24 protein-coding genes are annotated in these 23400 nt (G+C 67.0%); 13 read left to right on the top strand and 11 right to left on the bottom strand.

The features are described 5' to 3' along the window. The first annotated feature begins 2 nt into the window (after positions 1 to 2). The 3 genes from arr (at position 3) to CFB45_RS18460 (ending at position 1661) form a co-directional block, all read left to right on the top strand. Entirely contained in the window at positions 3 to 398 is a 396-nt protein-coding gene (gene arr / locus CFB45_RS18470; protein ID WP_089426786.1) for an NAD(+)--rifampin ADP-ribosyltransferase, read from the top strand. A 158-nt stretch (positions 399 to 556) separates the two neighbouring features. Beyond that, complete coding sequence (locus CFB45_RS18465; RefSeq protein ID WP_089426785.1) at positions 557 to 1240, top strand: lytic transglycosylase domain-containing protein; 684 nt, start codon at positions 557 to 559, stop codon at positions 1238 to 1240. 22 nt (positions 1241 to 1262) lie between these two features. Next, complete coding sequence (locus CFB45_RS18460; RefSeq protein ID WP_089426784.1) at positions 1263 to 1661, top strand: lysozyme inhibitor LprI family protein; 399 nt, start codon at positions 1263 to 1265, stop codon at positions 1659 to 1661. A gap of 22 nt (positions 1662 to 1683) precedes the next feature. Here the strand turns inward: CFB45_RS18460 and CFB45_RS18455 are convergent, their stop codons facing one another. Continuing rightward, complete coding sequence (locus CFB45_RS18455; protein ID WP_089426783.1) at positions 1684 to 2559, bottom strand: LysR family transcriptional regulator; 876 nt, start codon at positions 2557 to 2559, stop codon at positions 1684 to 1686. Positions 2560 to 2731: 172 nt separating this feature from the next. Between CFB45_RS18455 and CFB45_RS18450 the strand changes: the two genes are divergently transcribed. Continuing rightward, a complete protein-coding gene (locus CFB45_RS18450; RefSeq protein ID WP_089426782.1) occupies positions 2732 to 3805 on the top strand; it encodes an alkene reductase in 1074 nt (357 codons plus the stop codon). 153 nt (positions 3806 to 3958) lie between these two features. Here CFB45_RS18450 and CFB45_RS18445 read toward each other — a convergent pair whose 3' ends face one another. Next, positions 3959 to 4699 (bottom strand): hypothetical protein, encoded by a 741-nt coding sequence (locus CFB45_RS18445; protein ID WP_144025206.1) that lies wholly within the window; start codon positions 4697 to 4699, stop codon positions 3959 to 3961. A 92-nt stretch (positions 4700 to 4791) separates the two neighbouring features. Here CFB45_RS18445 and CFB45_RS18440 point away from each other — a divergent pair, with 92 nt between their 5' ends. After that, positions 4792 to 5028, top strand: coding sequence for a hypothetical protein (locus tag CFB45_RS18440; RefSeq protein WP_089426780.1), 237 nt, complete (start codon positions 4792 to 4794; stop codon positions 5026 to 5028). Positions 5029 to 5158: 130 nt separating this feature from the next. Here CFB45_RS18440 and CFB45_RS18435 read toward each other — a convergent pair whose 3' ends face one another. From CFB45_RS18435 to CFB45_RS18410, 6 genes are read right to left on the bottom strand one after another with little or no spacing between them, the layout of a single operon-like run. After that, complete coding sequence (locus tag CFB45_RS18435; RefSeq protein WP_011354099.1) at positions 5159 to 5599, bottom strand: dihydroneopterin aldolase; 441 nt, start codon at positions 5597 to 5599, stop codon at positions 5159 to 5161. Further along, positions 5596 to 6228, bottom strand: a complete 633-nt coding sequence (locus CFB45_RS18430) for a sarcosine oxidase subunit gamma (protein ID WP_089426779.1) — start codon at positions 6226 to 6228, stop codon at positions 5596 to 5598. Before CFB45_RS18430 ends, CFB45_RS18435 begins: the two co-directional genes overlap by 4 nt. After that, entirely contained in the window at positions 6218 to 9229 is a 3012-nt protein-coding gene (locus CFB45_RS18425; protein WP_089426778.1) for a sarcosine oxidase subunit alpha family protein, read from the bottom strand. The genes CFB45_RS18430 and CFB45_RS18425 overlap by 11 nt, the downstream gene beginning before the upstream one ends. Further along, positions 9226 to 9525: a sarcosine oxidase subunit delta gene (locus CFB45_RS18420; RefSeq protein WP_011354096.1), complete on the bottom strand. Its 300-nt coding sequence runs from the start codon at positions 9523 to 9525 to the stop codon at positions 9226 to 9228. Before CFB45_RS18420 ends, CFB45_RS18425 begins: the two co-directional genes overlap by 4 nt. A 31-nt stretch (positions 9526 to 9556) precedes the next feature. After that, the gene (locus CFB45_RS18415; RefSeq protein WP_006480591.1) at positions 9557 to 10801 is read right to left on the bottom strand and encodes a sarcosine oxidase subunit beta family protein; all 1245 of its coding nucleotides are present in this window, start codon (positions 10799 to 10801) and stop codon (positions 9557 to 9559) included. Positions 10802 to 10817: 16 nt separating this feature from the next. Continuing rightward, complete coding sequence (locus CFB45_RS18410; RefSeq protein ID WP_089426777.1) at positions 10818 to 12203, bottom strand: L-serine ammonia-lyase; 1386 nt, start codon at positions 12201 to 12203, stop codon at positions 10818 to 10820. Positions 12204 to 12492: 289 nt separating this feature from the next. On the opposite strand from CFB45_RS18410, the gene CFB45_RS18405 reads away from it, so the two are divergent. The 8 genes from CFB45_RS18405 to denD all read left to right on the top strand — a co-directional run bounded on the left by CFB45_RS18405 (position 12493) and on the right by denD (position 20642). Beyond that, positions 12493 to 13560, top strand: coding sequence for a GlxA family transcriptional regulator (locus CFB45_RS18405; RefSeq protein ID WP_089429038.1), 1068 nt, complete (start codon positions 12493 to 12495; stop codon positions 13558 to 13560). A gap of 189 nt (positions 13561 to 13749) precedes the next feature. Continuing rightward, positions 13750 to 14454: a FadR/GntR family transcriptional regulator gene (locus tag CFB45_RS18400; RefSeq protein WP_011354089.1), complete on the top strand. Its 705-nt coding sequence runs from the start codon at positions 13750 to 13752 to the stop codon at positions 14452 to 14454. A 49-nt stretch (positions 14455 to 14503) separates the two neighbouring features. After that, positions 14504 to 15394 (top strand): L-threonate dehydrogenase, encoded by an 891-nt coding sequence (gene ltnD, locus CFB45_RS18395; protein WP_089426776.1) that lies wholly within the window; start codon positions 14504 to 14506, stop codon positions 15392 to 15394. A gap of 19 nt (positions 15395 to 15413) precedes the next feature. Then, positions 15414 to 16712 carry a 3-oxo-tetronate kinase gene (gene otnK / locus CFB45_RS18390; protein WP_089426775.1) on the top strand — a complete coding sequence of 433 codons (1299 nt, stop codon included), beginning with the start codon at positions 15414 to 15416 and terminating at the stop codon, positions 16710 to 16712. Further along, the gene (gene otnC, locus CFB45_RS18385; protein WP_089426774.1) at positions 16709 to 17347 is read left to right on the top strand and encodes a 3-oxo-tetronate 4-phosphate decarboxylase; all 639 of its coding nucleotides are present in this window, start codon (positions 16709 to 16711) and stop codon (positions 17345 to 17347) included. The genes otnK and otnC overlap by 4 nt, the downstream gene beginning before the upstream one ends. Before the next feature lie 112 nt (positions 17348 to 17459). Next, positions 17460 to 18785, top strand: a complete 1326-nt coding sequence (locus CFB45_RS18380; protein WP_089426773.1) for an MFS transporter — start codon at positions 17460 to 17462, stop codon at positions 18783 to 18785. 80 nt (positions 18786 to 18865) lie between these two features. Then, the gene (gene otnI, locus CFB45_RS18375; RefSeq protein ID WP_089426772.1) at positions 18866 to 19642 is read left to right on the top strand and encodes a 2-oxo-tetronate isomerase; all 777 of its coding nucleotides are present in this window, start codon (positions 18866 to 18868) and stop codon (positions 19640 to 19642) included. A gap of 28 nt (positions 19643 to 19670) precedes the next feature. Then, complete coding sequence (gene denD / locus CFB45_RS18370; protein WP_089426771.1) at positions 19671 to 20642, top strand: D-erythronate dehydrogenase; 972 nt, start codon at positions 19671 to 19673, stop codon at positions 20640 to 20642. A 43-nt stretch (positions 20643 to 20685) separates the two neighbouring features. Here denD and CFB45_RS18365 read toward each other — a convergent pair whose 3' ends face one another. The 3 genes from CFB45_RS18365 to CFB45_RS18355 all read right to left on the bottom strand — a co-directional run bounded on the left by CFB45_RS18365 (position 20686) and on the right by CFB45_RS18355 (position 23353). After that, on the bottom strand, positions 20686 to 21774 hold the full coding sequence (locus CFB45_RS18365; protein WP_089426770.1) for a lysylphosphatidylglycerol synthase domain-containing protein: 1089 nt from the start codon (positions 21772 to 21774) through the stop codon (positions 20686 to 20688). Next, a complete protein-coding gene (gene hpnI, locus CFB45_RS18360; RefSeq protein WP_089426769.1) occupies positions 21771 to 22940 on the bottom strand; it encodes a bacteriohopanetetrol glucosamine biosynthesis glycosyltransferase HpnI in 1170 nt (389 codons plus the stop codon). Before hpnI ends, CFB45_RS18365 begins: the two co-directional genes overlap by 4 nt. A 62-nt stretch (positions 22941 to 23002) precedes the next feature. Continuing rightward, on the bottom strand, positions 23003 to 23353 hold the full coding sequence (locus CFB45_RS18355; protein WP_089426768.1) for a hypothetical protein: 351 nt from the start codon (positions 23351 to 23353) through the stop codon (positions 23003 to 23005). Positions 23354 to 23400 lie beyond the last annotated feature (47 nt).

Below are 23400 nucleotides of genomic sequence, written 5' to 3'. Positions count from 1 at the left end.
CCATGACCGTTTCGGACACCGGCCCGTTTTTTCATGGCACGAAAGCGGATTTGCGGATCGGCGATTTGCTGACGGCAGGCTTCCGATCGAATTATCGCGACGACGTCGTGATGAATCACATCTACTTCACGGCCCTGCCCAAAGGCGCCGGCCTGGCTGCGGAAATGGCCAAAGGCGACGGCCGACCGCGGGTCTACATCGTCGAACCCACCGGCGAATTCGAAAACGACCCGAACGTCACGGACAAGAAATTCCCGGGCAATCCGACGCGATCGTACCGGAGCACATCGCCTTTGAAGATCGTCGGCGAACTCGAAAGCTGGGAACCCTACGATCCGGCGTTCATCCAGCAGCTCAGAATCCGCATCGAAACCGGCATCGGCGAGATCATCAACTAGCGTTCGTCCGGACTCCGATGCGTGTCCGCGCAACGATCGGTTCCTCGATCGGCTCGCCGCGACACAAGCCTACATGCCGCTTTCATTCGAACCGGCACTCGACCACCGGCGGCAATTGGCCGATATACTAGGCGCCTTCCCATTCCCCGCACTCCACCATGCGACGGTTTCTCTGGCTGATCGTGCTTTCGCTCGGCATCGCGCAACAGGCGTCGGCGCAGCAAGCGCCCGCACTGCCTGCGTCCGCGCCCGAAGCAGCCGCATCGGCGCCGTCCGTCGCCTCCGCGCCGCTCGCCGACGCCAACGATCAGCCGAACGAAGCAAACCGCCGCATCACGTCCTACCTGACGAAGAAGTTCGGCGTCGCGAAGGAACGGGCCGCGAAGCTCGCCGATATCGTGAGCGTCACTGCGACGAAATATTCGCTGCCTCCCGCACTCGTTTACGCCATTATTTCGATCGAATCGCGCTTCCAGGAAAAGGCGCGCGGCCAGCATGGCGCGACCGGGCTGATGCAGGTCGTGCCGACCGCGCACCGCGGCCTGGTGCGCAACGTGAAGGACCTGACCGACCCGAACGCGAACGTCGAAGTCGGCTCCGCGATCCTGTCGGGCTACGTGAGGGCGGCCGGTGGCGACGTGCGGGCCGGACTGAGGAGCTACAGCGGCGGTTCGAACGCGTATGCGGCGAAGGTGATGCAGCGCGTCGATTCGTTCCGCTTCGTGCTTGAACCTGACGACGACGTGAAAGCCTCGAATCCCGTGAATCCCGCAAACGATGCGAAGGCCCGCATGGTGCCGGTCAGCGAAAGGACGAGCCCGACGTCGGCCCGCGCCAACTAGTCTCCCCCTTCGATCGACGCGCATGCGCCACGCCACCCGCTTCCTTGCCGTCGCCGCGCTGGCGATCGGCCACACCACCGCGTTTGCCGCCGTCGATTGCGAGAAACACGCGCTGACGATGAACGACGTGCGGACCTGCGTACTCGGTCAGAACGATCAGGCCGTCGAGCGCGCGTACCGGTCGCTCGAGCACAAGCTCAAGCAGCGCAACCCCGATGCCGCCAGCGCGCTCGCGAAGTCGCAGGCAAGCTGGACCCGCTTCGCCGACGACACCTGCGACTACGTGAAAGCCGCCAATCCGCAGCAGATGATCCCGGAAGACGCGCGGATGAACTGCTGGGTCGATTTCAGCCAGGCACGCGTGCGCATCCTGAAGAAATGGGAAGCGCAGCTGGACGCACCGCCACCGGCGCAGAACTGAACGACGAACGGCTACCCGCCCGTCACGCCTGCGCGAAGCGCTCCCGCAAGAACTCGATGAAATGCTGCGTCTTCGCGGGCAGCAGCCGCGTTTCCGTCATCGCGTAGACCGGAATCGGCTCGCCCTCCCATGCGGGCATCACGCGGCGCAGCCGGCCGGCGGCCAGGTCGTCCGCGACGATCGCCTCGGACAGCACGATGATGCCCGCATCGAGCGTGGCCAGGCGCCGCAGCATGCCGACGCTGTTTCCCGCGAAACGACTGCTCACTGGCACCGCGACGGATTGCGTGCCGTCATGCAGCGTCCACGTGCCGGCCCTCGCCAGGCTGAGGCACGCGTGCCGTGCCAGGTCGTCCGGCGTGCGCGGCTCGCCCTCGCGCGCGAGATAGCCGGGCGACGCATACAGGTAGTTCCCGAGCGTGGCCAGCCGCCGCGCGATCAGTTGAGAATCGTCGGATTCGCCCAAGCGGATCGCCACGTCGAACGGTTCGCTCACCAGATCGACCCGCCGCGACGTCAGCTCGAAATCGAATGTCAGCTTCGGGTAATGCGTCGAGAAATCGACGATCAGCGGCGCCAGGTAGGTCACCGCGAAATCGACCGGAAACGACGCGCGCAATACGCCGGTCGGCTCCGCCAGCAACCCGCCGAGCTGCTCGTGCGCGAGCCGCGCCTCGTCGACGATGCGCTTGCAGCGCTCGAAATAGAGCTGGCCGGCCTCGGTCAGCTCGATCCGGCGCGTCGTGCGATGCAGCAGCCGCAGCCCGATCGCCTTCTCCAGCGCACTGATGCGCCGCGACAGCGTCGAGTTCGGCATCCCCAGCGTCTCGGCCGCACTGCGAAAACCCTTCGCCTTCACGACTTCGACGAACAGCGCCATGTCGTTCAGCAGTTCCATGCCCACTGCTCCATCAATGGATCAATGTTATCCAGATTACCCGGTTTATCCCGAAAAGGAAGCAATGGATGATGGGTGTGTGGAGGCGAGGTCGGCACACCCGTGCGCGGCCGGCGCCCGAGGCGGCACCGACCCGGCGCCGCTATCCCGAATCTCGAGGAGCTGACGCATCATGAGCCAACTGTTCACCCCGGTCCGCGTGGGCCGATATACGCTGGAAAACCGCCTGGTCATGGCGCCGATGACCCGCAGCCGCGCCGCCTTCGACGGCACGCCCGGCGAATGGGCCGCCGAGTATTACGCGCAGCGATCGAGCGTCGGCCTGATCGTCAGCGAAGGCACGCAGCCGTCGGACGACGGGCAAGGCTACCTGACGACGCCCGGCATCTATACCGACGCGCACGTCGCCGGCTGGAAGGCGATCAGCGACCGCGTGCATGCACATGGAGGCCGGTTGTTCATCCAGTTGATGCACGTCGGGCGCATGTCGCATCCCGACAATACGCCGCATCACCGGCAGGCCGTCGCGCCGTCGGCGATCGCGCCGAATGCGCAGATGTTCACGATGAAGGGGATGCTGGACATCCCCGCGCCGCGCGCGCTGACGCTCGACGAAGTGCGCGAGACCGTGAACGACTTCCGCATCGCCGCGCGCCGCGCGATCGAGGCGGGCGCGGACGGTGTCGAGATTCACGGTGCGAACGGCTACCTGATCCAGCAGTTCTTCGCGCCGAATGCCAACACGCGCTCCGACGCGTACGGCGGCTCGATCGAGAACCGCGCGCGCTTCGCGATCGAGGTCGCCACGGCGATCGCCGACGAGATCGGCGCGGATCGCACGGCCATCCGCGTATCGCCCGGCAATACGCTGGGCGGCCTCGACGAAGGGGCGGAAGGGCCGGACCTGTATCGCCACCTCGCGACGGAACTCGACCGGCTCGGCCTCGCCTACCTGCACGTGATGCATCAGGGCAACGAAGCGCTGCTGGCCGACCTGCGTGCGCGCTGGAACGGCACGCTGATCCTGAACCGTCCGGGCCGCACGCGCGACGCGATCGGCACCGACGTGACGTCGGGGCTGGCCGATCTCGAAGCGTACGGGCAGATGGTGCTGGCGAATCCGGATTTCGTGACGCGGGTGAAGACCGGCGCGCCGATGAACGACGCGCGGCGCGAGACGTTCTTCGGCGGCGATGCGCGCGGGTATGTCGACTATCCGGCGCTGGATGGGGCGGCTGCGGCTTGATGCTGTCGCACGGAGCGATAGCTGCGATACGCCTGAAACGTCTCGCAGCTATCGTAGGTGGTCCGCTCGATATCCGTCAAAAACCAAACGTTTCATTGCTCCCCACCTATCACTTTGAACGGGGCAGGAGAATGGTGAAGCGGAGGCAACTGATCAATCGGCATTTCGCATGGCATCCGGTATCCGGTATGTGCCATCGCGATAGTCGAGTGTAATGTTGCGGCGTTGAGCGGGTGACGTGTGACCCGAGCATTTATCGACCTCGAGCCGGTTCACGCGCTCGACGTACTTTTCGCTGACCCGCAAAACGGCATAGCCTTGCGTGTCTGGCGGGCCGAGTGCGAGTGTGCGTGACGTTTCTGAAATGCTGGTACAAGGACCATCGCGGTCGCCCGTCCAATCGCTCACGATCAGGCGGTCCAACACCGTGCGCAAATGCTGCCCATCGATCAAATAGAGACTCAGCGTAGCGATGCCCGACATATCCGCGGGCGGGCCGCCAGACGACTTCAGGCGCACGCCGAAGGCACGTTGAGTGGAGGTCAGCTGATAGCGCGCCGTGTCGAGGTCGATGCCCTCAAAATAGTGATCCTCGGCATAGCGAATCGCCGATCGCTGAAACCGATGCGCGATAATCGCACCCGTAGCCGTATCGGCAACCACTACTTCCATGTCGACGACGTTCGGCCCGTCGGCGCTGCCTTTCTGCATCAGCGGTAACGCCCCGATCGTCAGCGCCGCGTTCGCAGGCCAGACCTTGCAAACCGCGTGCGTAGCATCCAGTGTATGGTCGGGATGGAGTCGCGCCGACCAGTTCTGAAGGTTATCACTGCACCCGGCATGTGCGATGAGCGGCGCCAAAGCGGCAACAACGAAAATCACAGCGCGTTTCATTATCGCCATCCCGATGGATTTCGTGAATATTTCCCAATAGCGAATAGTACGTGGGAAACATCGCACTGCGGTCAGAGGAAGTTTGACGGTGATTGGAACAGGTCGTGCCGGGGCGGCACAACACAATCTTGAAAAGATCGCCGTTGACGGCTGCCGCGACGATCGACGCGCGCACGCAAAGCACGGCCGAACCCGCGATGGCATTGCCGCTGGCATGGCTCGTAAAGGACGGCACCGCGAACACTGGCCTGCAAGGCCAGCGCAAGCTGCTGGAGCGGGGCCGAAGCGGGTCGCCCAAGAGCGCTCGCGTTATACGTGACGGCGAGTGAACGTCTCATTGTTCCGATATTTCAGGAACAATGCCGACTACATTCACCGCACACCCATTGTTCTCATATTTCAGGAACAAAGAGAAACGCACGGCAAGCCAGATGCACCGGCTTGCCGTGTCATCACGCCTCAAAACTGCCCCGCCGCCCCCGTCCACCGCAAATAATCCCCGCGCGTCCAGTCGAGCGACACGCCGACCCGCTTCGTGCCGGGCCGGATCTTCGGCTTGTACACCGACAGCGTCAGCGACTCCAGCGCCGGCCACTCACGGAACGACAGCACCGCGATATCGGCGACGAGCGTCTCGAGCAGCCGCGTATGCGGCTTGTGCGACAGAAACGCGGCAAGGCGCGCGCAATAGCCGTCGTAATCGATCCACTCGCCCTGCTCGCTCGGCTCGCACCGGTAACCAAGCCGTGCATCGATCACGATCGGCTGCGGCGCTTCATGCTCGTGCGCATGAATGCCGATCCGCGCGGGCACCTTCAGTTCGTCGACGAACACGCTCCAGCCGCGCCCGCGCAGGCGCGGCGCGTCGATCGCCACGAACGGTTCGTCGAACGGCTTCATGATGCGAGCGGCGCGGCCGCGTCGAGCATGATGCGCACGAAGTAGTCGGCGAAGCTGCGGCGCACGACGATCTCGAACGCATCGTCACCGGTCGGGATCAGCACGATCGACGACTTGAAGTAATGCGACTGCGCGCACTGGCCCGGCTTGAACGCACGCGGATGGAGATCGAGCGGACAGCCGCGCGCGAGCACGTCGCGCACGCGTTCGCCGCTGATCTCGACGACCGTATAGCCGCTGCCGACGTCGACGGCCGCCGAATACGTGCCCTGCACGGCTTCCGCGAGCTTCGCTTCGAGCACGCCGGCCGGCACGGGCCCGTTCGAGCGCACGAGCCACTCGTCGGGGCCGAGCCACAGCACGTCGTACTCGGCGCCGCGCGCGACCGTGTTCGGCGCCGCCGGCGGCCGGCAGCCGACCACGCGCTCGAACGCGCTCACGAACGCCGGATCGCTCAATTCGCCGCGCACGTTGACGAGATCGAGGAACGGCCGCTCGCGCAGCGTGAACTTCTTCGAGGCGCGCGCCTGGTGCGGCTTCAGCACGTCGGCCGCGCCGACGAACGGCGATTCAAGCGTCACGCCGCCCGCGCCCGCCACCTGCGTCTGGTTTCTGGTTTCATTCCACATGCTGGCGCACCCCTTCGGTATCGTAGAAAACCGGGCTCGAGATCGTCGCGGTGATGCGGCGGCCGTTGGCCAGCGGAATCACGACGCTCTCGCCCATCTTGTTCAGGCCGCCCTTCACCACCGCGAGCGCGATCGAGCGCTTCAGGATCGGGCTGTAGTAGCTCGACGTCACGTGGCCGAGCATCGGCGTCGGATCGACCGCCGACACCTGCGTGTCCTTCGCGATGATCTGCGCGCCTTCCGGCAGCACGAACTGTTCGTCCTCGGTCAGCAGGCCGACGAACTGCTTGCGGCCTTCCTTCGCAGTGTCCGAACGCGACAGCGAGCGCTTGCCGAGGAAGTCCTTCGACTTCGCGACGACGCCGCCCATCCCGAGGTCGTACGGCGTGATCGAGCCGTCGGTATCCTGGCCGACGATGATGTAGCCCTTCTCCGCGCGCAGCACGTGCATCGTCTCGGTGCCGTACGGCGTGATGTCGAACTCGGCACCGGCCGCCATCAGCGCTTCCCACACCGCGCGGCCCGCATTCGCCGGCACGTTCACTTCATAGGCGAGCTCGCCCGAGAAGCTGATCCGCATCACGCGCGCCTTCGCGCCCGCGACTGTGCCGTTCCGGTAGCTCATGAACGGGAACGCCTCGTTGCCGAAGTCGATGTCCTGGCACACCTTCTGCACGACCTTGCGGCTCTTCGGGCCGACCACCGCGAACGTCGCCCAGTGATCGGTGACCGACGACAGCCGCACCTTCATGTCGGGCCATTCGGTCTGCAGCCAGCGCTCGAGCCACGTGAGCACGCGCGCCGCGCCGCCCGTCGTGGTCGTCATCATGAAATGCTGGTCGGCGAGGCGCACCGTCACGCCGTCGTCGAACACCATCCCGTTCTCGTCGAGCATCAGCCCGTAGCGGCACTTGCCCACTTCGAGCTTGTTCCACGGGTTCGTGTACATCCAGTTCAGCAGCTTCACCGCGTCCGGACCCTGGATGTCGATCTTGCCGAGCGTCGACGCGTCGAGGATGCCGACGCTGTTGCGCACCGCGAGGCATTCGCGCTTCACGGCCGCATGGAGATCCTCGCCGTTCTTCGGGAAATACCACGGCCGCTTCCAGTTGCCGACGTCCTCGAACAGCGCACCGTGCTCGACGTGCCATTCGTGCACGCAGGTCTTGCGGATCGGGTCGAGGAAATCGCCGAGCTCGCGGCCCGCGAACGTGCCGAACGACACCGGCGTGTAGTTCGGGCGGAACGTCGTCGTGCCCGTTTCCGGAATCGTCTTGCCGAGCGCCCCCGCGAGGATCGCCATCCCGTTGATGTTGCCGAGCTTGCCCTGATCGGTGCCGAAGCCCATCGCCGTGTAGCGCTTCACGTGCTCGACCGACTCGAAGCCTTCGCGGGCGGCCAGCAGGATGTCCGCGGCCGACACGTCGTTCTGGAAGTCGACGAACTGCTTCGGCCCGCGTGCCGCGGCTTCGCGGCTGCCGACCAGCCACAGCGGCTGCAGTGCGCCTTCGACGGTTTCCGCGACCTGCGGCGCGACCGCGCGCTGCGCAGCGGTGAAACCCGCTGCCTTCGCGGCTTCCACGCCTGCATCGACCGCGAGCCGCAGCGCGCGCGCCAGGCCGAATTCGCCGGCTGCTGCGCCGATGCTCGCTTCCGCCTGCACGGGCTTGCCCGGCAGGAAGCAGGCCTTCTCGTCGTTCCAGCAGGCCTTGCCGCCCGACTGCGCGAACAGGTGCAGCACCGGGCTGAAGCCACCCGACATCGCGACGAGGTCACACGGCAGCGTCTGCAGCTTGCCGCCGGTCTGGCCGTTCGAGTAGGACGCGACGTCGACCGACGATACACGCCACTTGCCCGATGCACCCGTCACGACCGCGCCGCTCATCACCGTCACGCCCTGCCGCTTCGCGGCGGCCGGCAGCGCACCGTTCGACGACGCGCGCGAATCGACGACCGTCACCTTCGCGCCGCACGCCTTCAGGTCGAGCGCGGTCTGGTACGCGCGATCGTTGTTCGTGAACAAGACCGCGTTGCGGCCCGGCAGCACGCCGAAGCGGTGCACGTAGGTGGACACGGCGCCTGCGAGCATCACGCCCGGCAGGTCGTTGTTGCCGAACACGATCGGACGCTCGTGCGCGCCGGTCGCGAGGATCACGCGCTTCGCGCGGACCTTCCACAGCAGCTCACGCGTGCCCTTGCGCATCGACACCGGCAGGTGATCGGTCAAACGCTGCGTGACCGTCACGAGGTTGTGGTCCTGGTAGCCGAACGCGGTGCTGCGCGACAGGATCGTCACGTCGGGCAGCTTGCGCAGCTCGGCCTCGATCTTCTCGACCCACTGCAGCGCGGGCTTCGCGTCGATCTCGGCGCGGCACGACAGCAGGCTGCCGCCGAGCTCGCGCTGGTCGTCGACGAGGATCACGCGCGCGCCGGCCGTGGCCGCCGCATGCGCGGCCGCGAGACCCGACGGGCCACCGCCGACCACGAGCACGTCGCAGTGCGCGTAGCACTTGTCGTAGCGATCGGCGTCGAGCGCTTCCGGCGCCTTGCCGAGGCCGGCGGCTTCACGGATCTTCTCTTCGTACTTCGGCCACATGTTGCGCGGCCACATGAAGGTCTTGTAATAGAAGCCGGCCGGCAGGAAGCGCGACAGCTTCTGGTTGATCGCGTACTTGTCGTTCTCGAGCGACGGCTCCGCGTTCACGCTCGTTGCGACGAGCCCCTGGTACAGCTCGATCTCGGTCGCGCGTGCGTTCGGCACCGTGTACGGGCCCGATTCGAGCTGCACGACGGCGTTCGGTTCCGCGACGTCGGCCGTCACGATCCCGCGCGGGCGGTGGTACTTGAAGCTGCGCGCGACGAAGTGCACGCCGTTCGCGAGCAGCGCGGACGCGAGCGTGTCGCCCTGGAAGCCCTGATACGTGCGGCCGTTGAACGTGAAGGTCAACGGAATCGCGCGATTGATGCGGCCACCGGTGCCGAGGCGGTCTTTCTGGCTCATTTGCTGGTGCCCTCTTCGTGTGCGTTTCCGGCAGCTTCGCCACCGAACTTTTCGTAGCCCTTGATATCGTAGGTCACCGTGTCGCGCGTGGCCTTGAACCAGCGGCGGCAGCCCTGTGCGTGCAGCCACTGCTCCTTGTGCAACCCGCGCTTGTTCTCGCGCATGAACACGTACTCGCCCCATTCGCGGTCGGTCATGTTCTCGTTGTTCACGGGGCGCACGATGTCGGCTTCACCGCCGCACGAGAACTCGGATTCGGCGCGCGGCCCGCACCACGGACATTCGATCAGCAACATGTTTCTTTCTCCTGTGTCTGTGCGGTAGCGGTCAGTGCGCGACGGCGGCAGCGCCGTGCTCGTCGATCAGGTGGCCCGTGTAGAAACGGTCGAGCGCGAACGGCGCGTTCAGCGGGTGCGGTTCGTCGCGGGCGATCGTGTGCGCGAACACCCAGCCCGAGCCGGGCGTCGCCTTGAAGCCGCCGGTACCCCAGCCGCAGTTGAAATAGAGGCCCTTCACGTCGGTCTTGGTGATGATCGGGCACGCGTCCGGCGACACGTCGACGATGCCGCCCCACTGGCGGTTCATCCGCACGCGCGAGAACACCGGGAACATCTCGACGATCGCCTGCAGCGTGCTTTCGATGATGTGGAAGCTGCCGCGCTGGCCGAAGCCCGTGTACTGGTCGATGCCGGCGCCGATCACGAGGTCGCCCTTGTCGGACTGGCTGATGTACGCGTGCACCGCGTTCGACATGATCACCGAGTTGACGACCGGCTTGATCGGCTCGGACACCAGCGCCTGCAGCGGGTGGCTCTCGATCGGCAGGCGCACGCCGGCCATGTCGGCGAGCGTCGTCGTGTTGCCGGCCGCGACCACCGCAACCTTCTTCGCCTTGATGAAGCCCTTCACCGTATCGACGCCGACCACCGCGCCGCCTTCGCGGCGAATGCCCGTCACCTGGCAGTTCTGGATGATGTCGACACCCGCGCGATCCGCGCCGCGCGCGAAGCCCCAGGCCACCGCGTCGTGGCGCGCCACGCCCGCGCGGCGCTGGATCGACGCGCCGAGCACCGGGTAGCGGCTGTTCAGGTTGATGGTCGGCTCGATTTCCTTGATCTGCGCGGGCGTCAGGAATTCGGCGTCGACGCCGTTCAGCCGGTTCGCGTTCACGCGGCGCTCGGTGTCACGCACGTCCTGCAGCGTGTGGGCCAGGTTCATCACGCCGCGCTGGCTGAACATCACGTTGTAGTTCAGGTCCTGCGATAGCCCTTCCCACAGCTTCATCGCCTTCTCGTACAGCGCGGCCGATTCGTCCCACAGATAATTCGAGCGGACGATCGTCGTGTTGCGCGCGGTGTTGCCGCCGCCGATCCAGCCCTTCTCGAGGATCGCGACGTTCGTGATCCCGTGCTCCTTCGCGAGGTAATACGCGGTCGCGAGGCCGTGGCCGCCGCCGCCGACGATCACGACGTCGTATTCCTTCTTCGGTTCCGGGCTCTTCCACTGCTTTTCCCAGTTCTCGTGATACGAGAGGCCGTTGCGGAACAGGCTGAATATCGAGTAGCGGCTCATGTGAGTGATCCTTCGTTTAGCATTCGATGACGTTCACGGCCAGACCGCCGCGCGACGTTTCCTTGTATTTCGTCTTCATGTCGGCGCCCGTCTCGCGCATCGTCTTGATGACCGAATCGAGCGACACGTAGTGCTGGCCGTTACCCTTGAGCGCCATGCGCGACGCGTTCAGCGCCTTGATTGCGCCCATCGCGTTGCGCTCGATGCACGGGATCTGCACGAGCCCGCCGACCGGGTCGCAGGTCATCCCGAGGTTGTGCTCCATGCCGATCTCGGCGGCGTTCTCGACCTGGTCGGGCGTGCCGCCCATCACCGCGGCGAGCGCGGCCGCGGCCATCGAGCACGCGACGCCCACTTCGCCCTGGCAACCGACTTCCGCGCCGGAGATCGACGCGGTTTCCTTGTAGATGATCCCGATCGCCGCGGCCGTCATCAGGAATTCGACGATGCCGGCTTCGTTCGAGCCCGGCACGAACTTCACGTAGTAGTGCAGCACCGCGGGAATCACGCCGGCCGCGCCGTTGGTCGGCGCGGTGACGACCCGGCCGCCCGCCGCGTTCTCCTCGTTGACGGCCATCGCATACAGGTTGACCCAGTCGAGCATCGACAGCGGGTCGCGCAGCGACTCTTCCGAACGCGCGCGCAGGCGATTGTTCAGCTCGGCCGCGCGGCGCTTCACGCGCATCGGGCCGGGCAGGTCGCCCTCGACCTTGCAGCCGCGCTCGACGCAGGCGGCCATCGTGCGCCAGATCGCGAGCAGCCCGGCGCGCACTTCGTCGGCGGGACGCAGCGCGCATTCGTTGCGCATCATCAGCTCGGCGATCGACAGCCCGTGCTCGCGGCACTGGCGCATCAGGTCGTCGCCGGTGCGGAACGGATACGGCACCTCGACCGCCGCGCGCACGCCGTTCACGCGATCGCCGTCGCGGTTCACGACGAAGCCGCCGCCGACCGAGTAATACTCTTTCTCGACGAGCAGCTGGCCGTGCTCGTCGAAGGCCTGGAAGCGCATCCCGTTCGGGTGCACGATGCTCGTGCCGCTCATCAGCTTGCGATAGAAGCCGATGTGCTCCTTCTCCTCGAAGCGGACGGTCTGCTTGCCGAGCAGCGACAGCGATTTCTCCGCGCGGATCGCGGCGAGCCGCGGCTCGATCAGGTCCGGATCGATCGTGTCGGGCAGGTGGCCCTCGAGACCGAGCAGCACGGCCTTGTCGGTGCCGTGGCCCTTGCCGGTCGCGCCGAGCGAGCCGTATAGTTCGACCCGCACGCGGCGCACGAAACCGAGCAGGTTCGCGTCCTCCACGTGCGACGCGAAGCGGCACGCGGCGATCATCGGGCCGACCGTATGCGAACTGGACGGGCCGATGCCGATCTTGAACAGGTCGAAGACGCTGACGTTCATTGGCTTCCTCTGGGTGGCACACACGTGAAATGACGTTGGCGCCAGTACATCAAAGCGTAAAATCGGCCGATAGAACAAAAACGGCATCGGCGTGGGATACCGCCGCCAAGCGCCCTGCCGGCAGGCCCGAAAGTGCGTTTTGGCGATGGTTCGCGACGGAAAACCACAAGTCGTGCCGGAACCGATCAGCGACGCTGGCTACATCCGCCCCGCCCGGCCGCCGTACCCGCATGACCCGTATCAACAGACTGAGTGAGACCGCCCGCCCGGCGTGAAGAGACTGGCCGCGATGACAACCGACGTACCCGCTTCCCCCCTCGCAGAACCCACGCCGCGGCGTATCCGCTTCGGCATCGTGCTGCTGCCGAACTTCACGCTGACGGCCTTCTCCGGCTTCGTCGACATGCTGCGGCTGTCGGCGGACGACGGCGACTACAGCAAGCCCGTGCGCTGCGCGTGGAGCGTGATCGGCGAGACCCTCGCGCCGGTGCGCGCGAGCTGCGGGATCCAGATCACGCCGTGGGAAACGTTCGACGCGGCCGAGCCGTTCGACTATGTGGTGGTGGTCGGCGGGCTGCTGCATTCGGGGCCCCAGGCGGGCCCCGAGACACTCGACTTCATCCGCCGCGCGGCGGCGGGCGGCGCGACGGTCGTCGGCATCTGCACCGGCGTGTTCACGCTGATGCGCGCCGGCGTGCTCGACGGCTACCGCACCTGCGTGAGCTGGTTCCACTATTGGGATTTCATCGAGCGCTTTCCGGCTGCCGATCCCGACCTGCTGATCGCCGACCGGCTGTTCGTGATCGACCGGCGCCGCATCACCTGCTCGGGCGGCCGCGCGTCGATCGACGTCGCCGCCGCGATCCTGCTGCGCCACTTCGATCACGCGACCGTGCAGAAGGCGCTGCGCATCCTGCTGGTCGGCGAGATGCAGAAAGGCAACGCGCCGCAGCCGCATCCGCCGGGCCTCGAACCGGCCACGCACCCGAAGGTCAAGCGCGCGATTCTCCTGATGGAACAGCATGTCGGGCGGGCGCTGTCGCTCGACGAACTCGCGAGCAAGCTCGATTTGTCGACCCGGCAGCTCGAGCGGCTGTTCAAGGCGGAGACGGGCAAGAGCCCGCAGGCGTTCGCGAAGCAGGTGCGGCTGCGCACGGCCGCGTGGCTGCTGACGAGCTCGGACCGCACGGTGGCCGATATCGCGTCGAGCTGCGGATTCGCGGATGCATCGCACCTCGGGCGCGAATTTCGCAAGCAGTTCGGCGTGCCGCCGGCGACGTATCGGGAGCGTGGCGGGGAAGTGGTGGAAGCCGGCGCGGTAATCGCGGCGGATCCCATCGAGGACATCGCCGACTGACGGCGACGGGCCCCCGCTCCTTTACCAACCGATTGCGACACGACACTCGAACGCAGCGGTTTCGACTCAATTGGAACCGGTTCCAGTCCATTTAACCGACGTTGCGCCCCGTTAACCGAGGGTTATCCCGGATGCTGCCATTCATTCAAATTTGTATGATGACCACATAACCTTACAAGCCAGAGCACCATGTTCGAGAAAATTCCCGCCCGTGCGATGAGCGACCATGTCGCGCAGCAACTGCTCAAGCAGATCGAAGTCGGCAGTTTCTCCGCCACCGGCAAGCTGCCCACGGAGGCCGTGCTCGCGCAGGAATTCGGCGTGAGCCGCACGGTGATTCGCGAGGCGATCTCGCGGCTGAAGAACGAAGGCGTGGTCGAGCCGCGCCAGGGCAGCGGCGTGTACGTGAACCAGCACGGCGCGATCCGGCCGCTGCGGATCGACTACGCGGAGGCCGTCGAAGCCACGTCGCTGCCGCACCTGCTCGCGGTGCGCCGCGCGATCGAGGCCGAGGTCGCGGCCGAAGCCGCGCTGAACCACACCGACGAAGACATGGCCGACATCGACGACGCGCTGCGCAAGATCGACGATGCGGTCGCCGAAGGGCGCGACGGCGTCGCGGAAGACGTCGCGTTCCACCGCACGATCGCGGCCGTCACCGGCAACCCGTATTTCCTGAAGACGCTGCAGTTCCTGAACCAGTACCTCGAAGCCGGCGTGAAGGTCACGCGGCGCAACGAAGCGACGCGCGAGGACTTCTCGCGCCAGGTGCGCGAGGAACACGCGGCGATCGCCGACGCGATCCGCGCGCGCGACCCGATGGCCGCCCGCAACGCGGCACGCACGCACATGTACAACGCCGCCCGCCGCCTCGCGGAAGCCGGTATCTGCTGAACCCGGCGGCCGCCGCGCCGCCCCTCTCCCGAATCGATCAAGGTTGACCATGTCACGAAATGTTGGAGTCATCGGCCTGGGCGCGATGGGCCTCGGCGTCGCCCGCTCGCTGCTGCGCGCCGGCCTGCGCGTGCACGCATGCGACGTGCGCGACACGGTGCTGCAGGCGTTCGCCGCCGAAGGCGGCATCGCCTGCGCGACGCCGGCCGAACTCGGCGCGCAGTGCGACGTCGTCGTCACGCTCGTCGTCAATGCCGCGCAGACCGAAACGGTGCTGTTCGGCGAGCACGGCGCGGTCGCGGCGATGAAGCCGGGCGGCGTCGTGATCGCCAGCGCGACCGTCGCGCCCGAATTCGCGGTCTCGCTCGGCGCGCGGATCGAGGCGGCCGGCCTGCAGATGCTCGATGCGCCGGTATCCGGCGGCGCCGCGCGCGCGGCCTCCGGCGAGATGACGATGATGACGTCGGGCCCGGCCGCCGCCTATGCGGGCTGCGAGGACGTGCTCGCGGCGATCGCCGGCAAGGTCTATCGCCTCGGCGACGCGCACGGCATCGGCTCGAAAGTGAAGATCATCAACCAGTTGCTGGCCGGCGTGCACATCGCGGCGGCGGCCGAGGCGATGGCGCTCGGCCTGCGCGAAGGCGTCGATGCCGACGCGCTGTACGACGTGATCACGCACAGCGCCGGCAACTCGTGGATGTTCGAGAACCGCGTGCCGCACATCCTGAACGGCGACTACACACCGCTGTCGGCCGTCGACATCTTCGTGAAGGATCTCGGCCTCGTGCTCGATACGGCCCGCCGCAGCAAGTTCCCGCTGCCGCTGTCGGCCACCGCGCACCAGATGTTCATGAGCGCGTCGAGCGCCGGCCACGGCGGCGAGGACGATTCCGCCGTGATCAAGACTTTCCCCGGCATCACGCTGCCGCCCGCCCGCTGATTCGACCGACGCTTCTGCCATGACCGCTTCCGCTTCCCGTCCCCTGCTCGGCTGCATCGCCGACGATTTCACCGGCGCGACCGATCTCGCGAACATGCTCGTGAAGAGCGGCATGCGCACCGTGCAGACGATCGGCGTGCCCGCCGACGGCGCCGCAGACACCCCGCTCGACGCCGACGCGATCGTCGTCGCGCTGAAGTCACGCACGATCCCCGCCGCCGACGCCGTCGCGCAATCGCTCGCCGCGTACGAATGGCTGCGCGCGCAAGGCTGCCGGCAGTTCTTCTTCAAGTACTGCTCGACATTCGATTCGACCGACGCGGGCAACATCGGCCCCGTCGCCGATGCGCTGCTCGATGCGGCCGGCGGCGGCTTCACGATCGCCTGCCCGGCGTTCCCCGAGAACGGCCGCACGATCTATCGCGGCCACCTGTTCGTCGGCGACGTGCTGCTGAACGAATCGGGGATGGAGAATCACCCGCTCACGCCGATGAAGGATGCGAACCTCGTACGCGTGCTGCAACGGCAGACGAAATCGCCGGTCGGCCTGATCCGCTACGACACGATCGCGCTTGGCGCGGCCGCCGTGCGCACGCGGATCGAGCAACTGCGCGCGGAAGGCGTGCGCTTCGCGATCGCCGACGCGCTGTCGGACCGCGACCTCTACGTGCTCGGCGAAGCGTGCGCGGGCCTGCCGCTCGTCACCGGCGGCTCGGGCATCGCGCTCGGCCTGCCCGCGAATTTCCGTCGCGCGGAGCAACTGCCCGAACGCGACAACGCGGCGTCGCTGCCGCGCATCGAAGGGCTCTCGACGGTGCTCGCCGGCAGCGCGTCGAAGGCCACCAACGCGCAGGTCGCCGCATGGCGCGCCACGCGGCCGAGCTTCCGCATCGATCCGCTCGCGGCATCGCGCGGCGAACCCGTCGTCGAGCAAGCACTCACCTTTGCGCGCTCGCACCTGCCGCAGCCCGTGCTGATCTATGCGACCGCGACGCCCGACGAAGTGAAGGCCGTGCAGCAGGCGCTCGGCGTCGACGCGGCCGGCCATCTCGTCGAAGCCACGCTCGCGGCGATCGCGCGCGGCCTGCGTGATCTCGGCGTGCGCAAGTTCGTGGTCGCCGGCGGCGAAACGTCCGGCGCGGTCGTGCAGGCGCTCGACGTGAAATCGCTGCAGATCGGCGCGCAGATCGATCCGGGCGTGCCGGCGACGGCCACCATCGACGCGCAGCCGCTCGGCCTCGCGCTGAAGTCCGGCAACTTCGGCACCACGGACTTTTTCGACAAGGCGCTGCGCGCGCTGGATGGAGCCGCACGATGAGCGACGAAGCGAAACTGCGCGAAGAGATCTGCGTGGTCGGCGCGAGCCTGTATGCGCGCGGCCACGCGGTCGGCAGCGCGGGCAACATCAGCGCGCGCCTCGCCGACGGCTGGCTGATCACGCCGACCGACGCATGCCTCGGCCGGCTCGACCCGAACGACATCGCGAAGGTCGGCCTCGACGGCCAGCCCGTATCGGGCGGCAAGCCGTCGAAGACGCTCGCACTGCATCGCGGCATCTACGCGCGCAACGCCGAAGCGAATGGCATCGTCCACACGCATTCGACACACCTCGTCGCGCTGACGCTCGCGGGCGTGTGGCGCGACACCGACGTGCTGCCGCCGATCACGCCGTACTACGTGATGAAGGTCGGCCACATCCCGCTGATCCGTTACCGCCGCCCTGGCGACCCGGCCGTCGCGGCCGAAGTCGCGGCGCTCGCCGACCAGGTGCGCGGCGTGCTGCTCGATCGCCTCGGCCCCGTGATGTGGGGGCCGTCGGTGTCGCACGCGTCGTATGCGCTCGAGGAACTCGAGGAAACGGCGCGGCTGTGGCTGATGACGCACCCGAAACCCGAGCCGCTCGACGACGCCGCGCTCGACGAATTGCGCATCAGCTTCGGCGCGCGCTGGTAACAACGCACCACCCAACGATTCCCATGCCCGCCGTGTGCGCGGGCCCTTCCGTCAGCACACACACGACCGGCGACGTACGCGCCGCCGGCACACGACATCATTGGAGACGACGATGACTGCTCTCGACGCGGCCGCAGGCCGCTCGCCCGCCGCGCCCGCCCATGCCGCGGAACTCGACCGCACCTACAAGAAAGTGTTCTGGCGCATCGTGCCGTTCCTGATGCTCTGCTACGTGGTCGCGTATCTCGACCGCGTGAACGTCGGCTTCGCGAAGCTGCAGATGTCACAGGATCTCGCGTTCAGCGAAACGGTGTTCGGGCTCGGCGCCGGCATTTTCTTTCTGGGCTATTTTCTGTTCGAACTGCCAAGCAACCTGCTGATGCATCGCATCGGCGCACGCATCTGGATCGCACGGATCATGATCACGTGGGGCCTGCTATCCGCGTTGTTCGCGTTCGTGCAGACGCCGACGCAGTTCTACGTGCTGCGCTTCCTGCTCGGCCTCGCGGAAGCCGGCTTCTATCCCGGCGTGATCCTGTACCTGACGTACTGGTTCCCGTCGCATCGCCGCGCGAAGATCATCGCGGTGTTCATGTCCGCGATTCCCGTGTCGGGCATCTTCGGCAACCCGCTGTCGGGCTGGATCATGGAGCGCTTCCACGGCGGCTCGGGCTTCCACGGCTGGCAATGGATGTTCATGATCGAAGCCGTGCCGGCCGTGCTCGTCGGCATCGCGACGATCCTGTATCTCGACAACAGCATCCGCAGCGCGAAGTGGCTCGACGAGCGCGAGAAGCAGCTGCTGGAGGACGAGATCGCCGCGCAGCCGCAGGAACAGCAGAAGCACGGCCATTCGCTGAAGGCCGTGTTCGCGGACCCGCGCATGTGGTGGATGTCGCTGATCTACTTCGCGTTCGTCACCGGCCAGTACGGCCTCACGTTCTGGATGCCGACGCTCGTCAAGTCGACCGGCATCACCGATACGCTGCAGATCGGCCTGCTGTCGGCCATTCCGTTCCTCGTCGCGATCGTCGTGATGAACCTGTTCGGCCACAGCGCGGACAAGCGCCGCGAACGCCGCTGGCACCTGATCGTACCGGCGCTGATGGGCGCAATCGGGTTTGCGGTCGCCGCGTCGTACTCGCACAATACGGCGGTGTCGATCGTGTTCCTGTCGCTCGCGGCGGGCGGCGTGCTGACCTGCGCCCCGCTGTTCTGGTCGCTGCCGACCGCGTTCCTCGCAGGCTCCGCGGCCGCGGCCGGGATCGCGATCATCAACTCGGTCGGCAACCTCGCCGGGTTCGCGAGCCCGTACGTGATCGGCTACCTGAAGGATGTCACGCACAGCACCGCGTCCGGCATGTACGTGCTCGCCGCGATGCTCGTGATCGGCGCGATCGCGGTGTGGCTCACGCCCGCGAAACTCGTGAACCGCTGATTCGCCCCACGAACGATCCGGCCGCCATTCGACGCGGGGCGCCGTGCGCCCCGCCCCATTCATTCACAGGACCCGCTGCCATGCCACGCTTCGCCGCCAACCTCTCGATGATGTACACCGAGCACGCGTTCCTCGAACGCTTCGCCGCTGCCGCCTACGACGGCTTCAAGGCCGTCGAGTACCTGTTCCCGTACGACTTCGCCGCCGAGGACATCCGCGCGCGCCTCGACGCGCACCACCTCGAGCAGGCGCTGTTCAACGCGCCGCCCGGCGACTGGGCCGCGGGCGAACGCGGCACCGCGTCGCTGCCGGGCCGCGAGGACGAGTTCCGGCGCGGCATCGACCAGGCGCTCGACTATGCGCGCGTGCTCGGCAACAAGAAGCTGCACGTGATGGCCGGCATGGTGCCGCCGGGCGCCGATCGTGCCCGCCATCGCGACACCTACCTCGCGAACCTGCGGCATGCAACGCAGGCCGCCGCCGCGCACGGCATCACGATCCTGATCGAGCCGATCAACCAACGCGACATGCCCGGCTATTTCCTGAGCCGCCAGGACGACGCGCAGGCGATCTGCGCGGAAGTCGGCGCGCCGAACCTGAAGGTGCAGTTCGACTGCTACCACTGCCAGATCGTCGAAGGCGATCTCGCGATGAAGCTCAAGCGCGATTTCGCGGGCATCGGCCATATCCAGATCGCGGGCGTGCCCGAACGCCACGAGCCGGATATCGGCGAACTCAACTACCCGTATCTGTTCGCGCTGATCGACGCGCTCGGCTACGACGGCTGGATCGGCTGCGAGTACCGCCCGAAGGCCGGCACGTCCGAAGGCCTCGGCTGGCTCAGGCCGTACCTGTAATTCGAGCATTCCTCTGAGGGTAAACAACATGAAAGTACTGATCACCGGCGGCGCCGGCTTTCTCGGCCAGCGTCTCGCACGCAAGCTGCTCGAGCGCGGCGAACTCACCGGCCCCGATGGCCGCAGCGAGAAGATCGACGAGCTGGTGCTGCTCGACGTCGTCGCAGGCAGCGATTTCGGCGACGCACGCGTGACGTCGATCGTCGGCGACATCGCCGATCGCGCGGTGCTCGACCGCGCGATCGACACGCAAACCGGCGCGATCTTCCACCTCGCGGCAATCGTCAGCGGGCAGGCCGAAGCCGATTTCGATCTCGGCATGCGGATCAACCTCGACGCGTCGCGCACGCTGCTCGAAGTGTGCCGCGCGCGTGGCCATCGGCCGCGCGTCGTGTTCACGAGCTCCGTCGCGGTCTATGGCGGCACGCTGCCCGACGTCGTGCAGGACGACACCGCGCTGAACCCGCAATCGTCGTACGGCGCCGAGAAGGCGATCGCCGAGCTGCTGCTGTGCGACTACGCGCGGCGCGGCTTCGTCGACGGCCGCGTGCTGCGGCTGCCGACGATCAGCGTGCGGCCGGGCCGCCCGAACGCGGCTGCGTCGTCGTTCGCGAGCGGCATCATCCGCGAGCCGCTGAACGGCGAGGAAAGCGTGTGCCCGGTGCCGGGTTCGACGCGGCTGTGGCTGCTGTCGCCGCGCGGCGCGATCGAAGCGCTCGTCGCGGGCTGCGAGATCGACAGCGCGAAGCTCGGCAACAAACGGGTGATCAATCTGCCCGGCCTGTCGGTGTCGGTCGACGAAATGATCGCGGCGCTGCGCGAAGTCGCGGGCGACGACGTCGTGAAGCTGATCCGCCATGTGCCGGACGAGCGCGTCGAGAAGATCGTCGGCAGCTGGCCGGGCCGTTGGGATACGTCGCGCGCGGAAGCCCTCGGCTTGAAGGGCGATACGTCGTTCGCGGACGTGATCCGCAGCCATCTCGCCGACGAACGGCGCTGAGTCCCGCGCGGCCCGCCGCGCGGGCGTGGGCTCCCCGGTCGCATCAACGCGGCCGGGCCGATTCCCCGATGGGCAACGACGGGTTTTGCGTCGCGCCTGGCCGCTTCGCCGAACCGGCCGCCCACTGCCATGCCAGCAGGCCCGGCAGATAGAACAGCAGGTCGCGCACGCGGCGGGCGCCGGCCAGCGCGAGACAGGTCGGCGGGTCGAACCCGAGCAGCCCGCCGATCAGCACGAACCCGCCCTCCTGCACGCCGAGCCCGCCCGGCATCAGGAACGCGATGCTGCTCACGAGCTGGATCAGCGCCTCGATCGCGAGCGCCTGCGCGAACGTCGGCTCCGCGCCGAGAAAATACAGCGCGAGCCAGATTTCCAGCGCATAGCCGACGAACTGCAGCGTCTGCCAGATCACGAGATAACGCACGACGATGCCGGTCTTTCTCCAGATCATCCGGATCGACTGATCGGTGCGCGCCGATTCGCCGACCAGCGCCACCACCTTGCCGCTCGTGACGCGGTTGAGCACGCGCATCGCGCGCTCGAACGGCCGCGCATGCTGCACCAGCGCAAACAGCAGCAGCACCGGCACCAGCGCGGCCATGCCGATCGCGAGGTTGCCGGCCACCCGCGCGGCGTCGGACGACACGTGCTCGAGCACGTAGCCGATCGCGACCAGCGCGAACACGAGCTGGCTGATCAGCGTCAGCTGCATGTCGGCGACGAGGCTGGCGACGGCGGTGGCCGGCCGCACGCCCGCCTGCCGCAGCAGGCCGAACGACACGATCTCGCCGCCGATCCGCGCGACCGGCAACAACCCGTTGATCGATTCGCGGATCCACACGAGTTTCAGCATCGTCGCGAACGACGGCCGGCGCGGGCCGCGGATCAGCATCCGCCAGTCCCACGCATTCGCGAGCATCGGCAGGATGTGCGCCAGCGCCGCGAGCAACAGCCCGGCCCCGGCGATCTGCAGGCGATGCAGGATGTCCAGCGGATGCTCGCGCCAGATCAGCCACACGGCGAGCGCCAGCCCGCCCAGCGCCGCCACCCGCCCCACGTGGCGCAGCCGTGCGTCGCCCCGCGCGGCGTTGCGCTCCGTGGCATCGGCAGCGGGGTTCGTTGGGGTCGTCATGATTCGCTCGCGGGCGACAGCAGGCCTTCCCGGTCGACGCGAAAGCGCGTGCCGCGCCACACGACATGCGACGAGAAGAAGCTCGACACGAACACGACGAACTGCAGGAGATCGACGAACGGCAGCCACAGCGCGCCGCGCAGGCCGGCGCCGGTCGCCCGGCTCGTGTTCAGCATCAGCAGCGCCCGCGCGGCAAGCGCCGCGACCGCCAGCCCGCATGCGACGGCCGTACCGCCGGAGAACAGCAGCGCCAGCAGCGCGAGCGGCACCGGGTGCATCAGCACCGAGCCGGCGTGACCGAGCCGGTCCGCCGCGCGGATCGTGCAGCTCCAGCGCAATTCGTGTGCGTACAGCTTCGCGAAGGTCTCCTCGACGCACGCATGCCCGACGACGAACGGCGGAATGACGACCTGCGCGCCCACCTGCCGCACCGCCTCGCCCAGCGCATGATCCTCGGCCAGGCGATGCGCGAAACGCGTGAGGCCGCCGATGCGTTCGAGCGTCGCGCGCGTGATCGCAATCGTCTGGCCAAAGCATGGCCGTGCGCGCCCGAGGAAGAGCCCGGTGATCACGCCCGGCAGGAAATGGTAGTTCGTCATCGCGACGGCGACACCGGGCCAGAAGCCCGGCGATGCGATGCCGCGATACACGCTCGTCACGATGCCGACCTCCGGCTGCTGCAGCGCGCCGACGACGGCGCGCAGATAATCGCGCTCGACCCGCACGTCGCTGTCGGCGAGACAGAGCACCGAATACTCCGCGTGTTCGAGCATGTTCACGAGATTGGCGATCTTGCGGTTCGGCCCATAGAGCCGCGCATCGGCGACGACCTTGATGTTCGCATCAGGGTAGCGCGTCCGCAGCGCCTCGACGGCCACGAGCGCCTTGTCGTTCGCATCGTGCACGCCGAACAGGTGCTGGACCGGCCCCGGATAATTCTGCACGAAGAAGCTTTCGAGATGCTGTACGAGTTGCCACTCGTCGCCGTGCAGCGGCTTCGCGACGGTGACGCCCGGATAATCGCGCGGCTCGGCCGCCGCCCGGGAAAAGAACCGGCCGACCAGCACGCTGGCCGTGATCGTGTAGGCAATGCCCAGTAACACGCCCAGCCCGCAGACGATCGACATTGCCCCGGCCAGCGCGCGCAGCACATGCAGCAAAACCATGCTTCTCCCCAGTGGTGACCCGTGCGACCACGACACCCGGGAGCCGCCGCGCGCACGCAGGGTCACCCGTGCACGCCGCCGTATCGATTCCCGTGGAGCCGGATATGAAGGACGACCAAGCGACGATACGCGCAATCAGATGACACAACTACCGTGCGACGATCGATTCCTGTCACGCGCACGTAGCCGCAGGCGAGCGCGGCGCGGAACGCGACGTCGGCAAGCTTGCGGGCCGAAAGGATCGCGGTGGCTAACGCGATGGCGACCCAGATACGAAACGTCATCGTGGTGAAAAATGCTTCGGGTACGTGCCATGCAAGCAACGACACCAGCATGAAACCCTGGATGAACATGCCGGCCAGCGCGGCGATCAGCAGGTGGGCACGCCATCGCTCGATCGTCGAAGGTGCCATGGTGAAAGAGTCTCCCTGTGCGGACGACCACTATCGATCTGAAAGAT

Source organism: Burkholderia sp. HI2500 (assembly GCF_002223055.1).
In the GTDB taxonomy this organism is placed as follows: domain Bacteria; phylum Pseudomonadota; class Gammaproteobacteria; order Burkholderiales; family Burkholderiaceae; genus Burkholderia.
The sequence above is the reverse complement of the archived record's forward strand: the minus strand, read 5'-3'. Positions and strand labels throughout refer to the sequence as shown.